The sequence below is a fragment of the Thiohalocapsa sp. genome (assembly GCF_019695415.1).
Lineage (GTDB): Bacteria > Pseudomonadota > Gammaproteobacteria > Chromatiales > Chromatiaceae > Thiohalocapsa.
This window is the reverse complement of record NZ_JAIFKJ010000325.1, coordinates 1-5,817: the sequence shown is the minus strand read 5'-3', so window position 1 is coordinate 5,817 and position 5,817 is coordinate 1. Positions and strand designations below refer to the sequence as shown.

General features: G+C 66.4%; 7 protein-coding genes and 1 tRNA gene. 2 read left to right on the top strand and 6 right to left on the bottom strand.

Annotation, left to right across the window (positions count from 1 at the left end; all coding sequences use genetic code 11):
* Positions 1 to 52: 52 nt before the first annotated feature.
* The 5 genes from I6U14_RS09345 to I6U14_RS09325 form a co-directional block, all read right to left on the bottom strand.
* The gene (locus tag I6U14_RS09345) at positions 53 to 373 is read right to left on the bottom strand and encodes a DUF1244 domain-containing protein (protein ID WP_296898725.1); all 321 of its coding nucleotides are present in this window, start codon (positions 371 to 373) and stop codon (positions 53 to 55) included.
* 79 nt (positions 374 to 452) lie between these two features.
* On the bottom strand, positions 453 to 1,592 hold the full coding sequence (ribD, locus tag I6U14_RS09340) for a bifunctional diaminohydroxyphosphoribosylaminopyrimidine deaminase/5-amino-6-(5-phosphoribosylamino)uracil reductase RibD (RefSeq protein ID WP_367115651.1): 1,140 nt from the start codon (positions 1,590 to 1,592) through the stop codon (positions 453 to 455).
* 8 nt (positions 1,593 to 1,600) lie between these two features.
* Positions 1,601 to 2,128: a transcriptional regulator NrdR gene (gene nrdR, locus I6U14_RS09335; protein ID WP_296898724.1), complete on the bottom strand. Its 528-nt coding sequence runs from the start codon at positions 2,126 to 2,128 to the stop codon at positions 1,601 to 1,603.
* Positions 2,129 to 2,167: 39 nt separating this feature from the next.
* Positions 2,168 to 3,433: a serine hydroxymethyltransferase gene (gene glyA, locus I6U14_RS09330; RefSeq protein WP_296898723.1), complete on the bottom strand. Its 1,266-nt coding sequence runs from the start codon at positions 3,431 to 3,433 to the stop codon at positions 2,168 to 2,170.
* 220 nt (positions 3,434 to 3,653) lie between these two features.
* Positions 3,654 to 3,744 (bottom strand) — tRNA-Ser (locus I6U14_RS09325).
* A gap of 358 nt (positions 3,745 to 4,102) precedes the next feature.
* Between I6U14_RS09325 and I6U14_RS09320 the strand changes: the two genes are divergently transcribed.
* Both I6U14_RS09320 and I6U14_RS09315 read left to right on the top strand, forming a co-directional pair.
* Entirely contained in the window at positions 4,103 to 4,768 is a 666-nt protein-coding gene (locus I6U14_RS09320) for a Bax inhibitor-1/YccA family protein (RefSeq protein ID WP_296898721.1), read from the top strand.
* 110 nt (positions 4,769 to 4,878) lie between these two features.
* Positions 4,879 to 5,064 carry a hypothetical protein gene (locus tag I6U14_RS09315; RefSeq protein WP_295887907.1) on the top strand — a complete coding sequence of 62 codons (186 nt, stop codon included), beginning with the start codon at positions 4,879 to 4,881 and terminating at the stop codon, positions 5,062 to 5,064.
* Positions 5,065 to 5,190: 126 nt separating this feature from the next.
* Here the strand turns inward: I6U14_RS09315 and I6U14_RS09310 are convergent.
* Positions 5,191 to 5,817: general secretion pathway protein GspB (locus tag I6U14_RS09310; protein WP_296898719.1), on the bottom strand; the 627-nt coding region annotated here is incomplete at its 5' end.

Genomic DNA, 5,817 nt, shown 5'->3' with positions numbered 1-5,817 from the left:
AATGGCGGGGCGTCCTGCCCCGCACGGGAAGCGCCAATAAATCGGCGCTTCCTTAAGGCTCCGGAATCTCGATGACGGCATGCTGCGGCGCCGTTTCCTGGTAGCGGCGCTTCTGCTCCGGCGTCGCCTCCCGCTGGTACCTGTCCTTCCACTCGGCATAGGGCATGCCGTAGATGGCCTCGCGGGCTTCATCATCGCTCATGGTGATACCGCGCGCCCGGGCGGCGGCGAGGTACCACTTGGACAAACAATTGCGGCAGAAGCCGGCAAGGTTCATGAGGTCGATGTTTTGCACATCTGTGCGTTGCTGCAGATGCGCCACCAAGCCGCGGAAGGCGGCGGCCTCTATTTCGAGACGGTCTTGATCGGTCATGTCGCGCTCCTCTGCGGGCGGGGCCGTTGGGGTTGGATAGGCACCGACATGGAGGGCAGCGGGGCAAGGGCCAAGGGCACTAGGCTGCGTGATCGCCCTCCGAGCCGGGGCGCCGGCGCAAGGTGAGCCGCAGGTCGGAACCGACCCGCCGCATGTCGCGGATCCCGAGCATAAGGCGCTGATCCATTCGCTCGATGCCAGGCAGGTGGAAGAGCCCGCGAGCGGCACTGCCCATCAGGTGGGGGGCGAGATAGAGCACCAACTCGTCCACCAAGCCAAGCTCCATGGCGGCGCCGGCGAGCGTGGGGCCTGCCTCGATGAGCACCTCGTTGATCTCGCGCTCGGCGAGGTACGTGAGCAGCAGGCGGAGGTCCACGCGGCCCTGCGCATCAGCCGGAAAGACGCGCACCTCGGCACCGACGGCGTTGGCCCGCGCAATGGCCTTGGGGCTCTGCTCGCAGGTGGCGATGAGCGTGGCGCCGGGCAGGCGCAGCATGCGGGCGTCCAGCGGCATGCGCAGCCCGCTGTCAACGACAACGCGAAGCGGCTGTCGCGGGAGCTCGTCCGGCCACAGCGCCGAAAACTCCTCGGGACCGAGGCGCACGTTCAGATGCGGATCATCAGCGAGCACGGTGCCGATGCCGGTGATCACGGCGGACGAGCGTGCCCGCAGCCGGTGCACGTCGCGGCGGGCGTCGTCGGAGGTGATCCACTTGCTCTCGCCGCTGGCCATGGCGGTGCGCCCATCCAGGCTGGCGGCGAGCTTGCAGCGCACATAGGGCAGACCGCCGCGCATGCGCTGCTCGAAGCCGGGATTCAGCGCGCGCGCATCGCCTTCCAGAACCCCGGTGGTGATCTCGATACCGGCGGCTTGCAGGCGCGCCAGACCCTTGCCGCGCACCATGGGGTTCGGGTCTTCCATGCCGACGACAACGCGAGCGACGCCGGCTTCGAGCAATGCATCCGTGCAAGGCGGCGTGCGGCCGTGATGACAACAGGGCTCGAGGGTCACATAGGCCGTGGCGCCCGAGGCGCGCTCCCCGGCGGCGTCGATGGCGTTACGCTCGGCGTGGGGCTCGCCGGCGCGGCGGTGGTAGCCTTCACCAACAATACGCCCGTCCTGCACCAGCACACAGCCGACGCGGGGATTGGGGTCGGTGGTATAGAGCCCGCGGCGCGCCAGCACGATGGCGCGGGCCATCATGCGTGCATCCTCCATCGCACGGCTCACGGCTTATTGGTGTCCCGCACCTGCTCCAGGCCCGCGAGCAGATCCAGCTGGGCCGCTTTTTCTTCGGCGGTGGGCTGGCGCTTGAGGCGCTCGATCTCCTCGCGGAAGGCGTCTACATCCTCGAACTCCCGATAGACCGATGCGAAGCGCACGTAGGCTACTTGGTCCAGCTCGCGCAGCTCGTCCATCACCAGCTCGCCGATACGCCCGCTGCTGACTTCGCCCTCTCCGCTACCAAGCAGCTTGCGGTTGATGTGGGAGACGGCGGCGTCGATCTGCTCGGTGCTGATGGGGCGTTTCTCGGCGGCGCGCATGATGCCCGAGCGCAGCTTGCGGCCGTCGAAGGGCACTCGGCTGCCGTCGCGTTTCACCACCCGCGGCAGGTTCAGCTCGGCGCCTTCATAGGTGGTGAAGCGCTCGTTGCACACCACGCAGCGTCGCCGGCGCCGAACCTGATCGCCGTCGCCGGACAGCCGCGAGTCCACCACTTTGGTGTCCTGCGCACCGCAGAACGGACAGCGCATCGGCGGGACTTCCAGCCTGACTCGGGCGCGCGCCGGCGCTCAGCCGGCGTGGGCTTGGTATACCGGGAAGCGCGCGCAGAGCGAGAGCACCTGGCCCTTGATCTGCTCGATGACGGCGACATCCCCGCGCGCGTCGATGACATCGCACATCCAGCCGGCGAGCTGTTTGGCCTCGTCCAGACCGAAGCCGCGGGTGGTGATGGCGGGCGTGCCGACGCGGATGCCGCTGGTGACGAAGGGTGACTGCGGGTCGTTCGGCACCGCGTTTTTGTTGACGGTGATGTTGGCGGCACCCAGCCAGGCGTCCACGTCTTTACCGGTGAGGCCCTGCTCGATGAAGCTCACCAGGAACAAATGGTCGTCAGTGCCGCCGGAGACCACGTCATAGCCGCGGGACAGGAATACTTCCGCCATGGCCTGCGCATTCAGGATCACCTGGCGCTGGTAGTCTTTGAAGCCAGGCTCCATGGCCTCTTTGAAGGCGATGGCCTTGGCCGCGATGACGTGCATGAGTGGGCCGCCTTGCGTGCCCGGGAAGACCAGGGAATTGAACTTCTTGGTAAGCTCTGGGTTCTCCTTGGCCAGGATCAGGCCGCCGCGCGGGCCGCGCAGGGTCTTGTGCGTGGTGGTGGTGACGACATCGGCGATGGGCACCGGGTTGGGGTACACGCCGGCAGCCACGAGGCCTGCGATGTGCGCCATATCCACCAAGAGATAGGCGCCGACGCTGTCGGCAATGTCGCGGAAACGCTGCCAATCGACCACGCGGGAGTAAGCGGAAAACCCGGCGATGATCATGCGCGGTTGGTGCTCCTGGGCGAGGGCTGCCACCTGCTCGTAGTCAATCTCGCCGTTGTCGGCGCGAATGCCATACTGCACGGCGTTGTAGAGCTTGCCCGAAAAGTTGGGCTTGGCGCCGTGGGTCAGGTGGCCGCCGTCTGCCAGGCTCATGCCGAGCACGGTATCACCCGGCTGGCACAGCGCCATGAATACCGCCGCGTTGGCCTGTGAGCCGGAGTGGGGCTGGACATTGGCATAGGCGGCGCCGAAGAGCTGCTTGGCACGCTCGATGGCAAGGTTCTCCGCCACGTCCACATACTCGCAGCCGCCGTAGTAGCGCTTGGCGGGATAACCCTCGGCGTACTTGTTGGTGAGCACCGTGCCCTGTGCCTCCATGACCCGAGGGCTCGCGTAGTTCTCGGAGGCGATCAGCTCGACGTGCTCCTCCTGCCGGCGCTCTTCGTCGCGGATGGCCCGGGCGAGCTCGTCGTCGTAGCCTGCGATCTGCATGTCGGTGTCGAACATCGAAGTTGCCTCCGTGGATCTGATTGTCGGGAGTCGCTGCCGCCGACTCGCTGTCGCCACTGAGGTGCACGCACGCTGCGATTCGGTTGGCCGCCGGTGTTGGGCATCGGACCGTGCCTGGACGCCACAGTTTCGACGTCCCCGGTGCTCCTCGGCGGTCAAAGATGCTTAGGCAGAAGCGCTCGGTACTGGCGCGGGACAATGGTCGGCAGAGTCGGGTTGGCGGAGAGGGTGGGATTCGAACCCACGGTGGGCTACTAACCCACGCCGGTTTTCAAGACCGGTGCAATCAACCGCTCTGCCACCTCTCCGAGCGGATGCGGCGGCGGGCGGACACTGGGCACTGGGCACTGGGCTCGCGTCGGTCGCCGTCGGTGAACCGCCGCCGTCATTGAAGAGGCGGCCGATGCCCACACTGACGCCTTAGAGTACCGCAATGCGGCGCAAACGACGAGCCCTGTGTCCGATCCGTGGGCGTGTGATTCGTCGGAACCGCGCGACCGCCAACGCGGTCAGACAGCGGCAGTTACGGTGCGGTCTCGCGTGCGGCGCGCACGGGCTTGCATGCGTCGGCCACTCGGGTATGCTGCGTTTGCAATCGTGCCGCAGCGCTACATGGCTCAGCCGCGGCCGTTTTCCAACCGAAATTTGAGGAGTGAGTCATCAGTCATGGCTAACCAATACTCAGTTGCGCAACCCAGACAAGACGTCCTCGCCACCAACAAGGTTCTGAAGAACACCTACCTGCTCTTGGCGGCGACTCTCGGCTTCAGCGCGCTGACCGCGATGATCTCCATGGCCCTGGCTATGCCGTCTTGGGTCTATTTGGCGTCCGTGATTGTCGCCATGGTGCTCGGCATCTTCGTGCTGCCGCGCACGGCGGAGTCAGCCGCGGGTGTCGGCGTCATCTTCGGGATCACCGGCCTGCTCGGGTTCGGGCTCGGGTCCATCCTCAGCATGTACCTCGCCCTGCCCAATGGCCCGAGCATCATCGCCACCGCCTTCGGCGGCACGGCCTTGATTTTCCTCGGCCTGTCCGGCTACGCGCTGACGAGCAAGACCGACTTCAGCTTCATGGGCGGCTTCCTGTTCGCGGGGATGATGGTGGTCGTGGTCGCGATCATCGCGAACTTGTTCTTGAGCATGCCGGCCCTGTCGCTCGCGGTCTCCGGCGCCATCATTTTGCTGATGAGCGGGTTCATCCTGTTCGATACCAGCCGGATCAAGAATGGCCAGGAGACCAACTACATCATGGCCACCTACGGCATCTACCTCAGCATCTTCAACATCTTCATCAGCCTGTTGCAGATCCTCGGGATCATGGGCGACGAGTAACCTAGCCGGGGCGCCATGCGCGCCCATCCGGCACATTGGCAACGCCCGGCCCGCACACGGCCGGGCTTTCTTTTGTCCCCATTTCCCTGCATCCGCAGGGGGAGACCGCAATGGAGCTGTTCCTGAAGATCGCCGCCGCCGGCGTCATGATCATGCTGTTGTTCTACCTCTGGCCCGCGTTCAAGCAGTGGCAGGAGCATGGTCCGAAGGCGGAAAAGGGTGACTGGCAGGCGGCCATTTTGCCGCTCGCGGCCGTGGTTGGACTGGTCGTCGTGCTGGTGCTGCTGGTCCGCTGAGCCGCGGCTATCAGGTGGCTTTCCGACATAGGCTATGCACGGATATTGTGGGGGCGCATGTTGTGCTCAGCCTCTCGCAGCGCGTTGAACGTCCGCTTCATTGCTGATGCACCACGGTCCGCCAGCTCAGCGCTGTTGGAAGAACCGCTCTCCGTCATAGCTCAGCACCGCGCCGTCCGTTACCACCTGCTCCAGTTGGATGCCCTCGCCGCTCTTCTGCCCCTCGCCCAGCTTGCGCCCGTTGATGTAGACGAACCGCTGTTGGGGGTCGCTGTTGTACACGTGCACGCTCATCGAGAACGGCGGCAGACGGTTACGCAGATCCAGCGAGGGCCGCGGCGGCAGAGCGTTCGCTTGGGGGTCCGGCCGCAGTCGCTTGAGGCCCGGCGGCTCCGGCAACAGCGGCGGCGCCGAATCTGGACGCTTCAACGCGCCGGGGTCACGTTTGCGCACCAGTTCTTTGAAGGCCTCGATCTCGGCCACCACGTCTTCCGGCACTGGCGTTTGCTCGCTCGGGGCGAGCTTGGCAGGGCGGGAGGTATCGGGCGCAGGCGGCACGGGCAGGTCATCGCGTTCGGCCGCGTTGTCGGTGGTCACGGATGCCGATACACGCCCGCCACCCTCCCCGAGCCCCCCCCGGCCGAGCTCCCGCGCGCACCCCGCCAGCGGCCCCCCGCGCGTGCCCTCTCCCCGCACCACCAGCCCCACCGGCCCCACGCTCCCCACCCCCCCGCCCCCCCGCGCCGCCCCCAA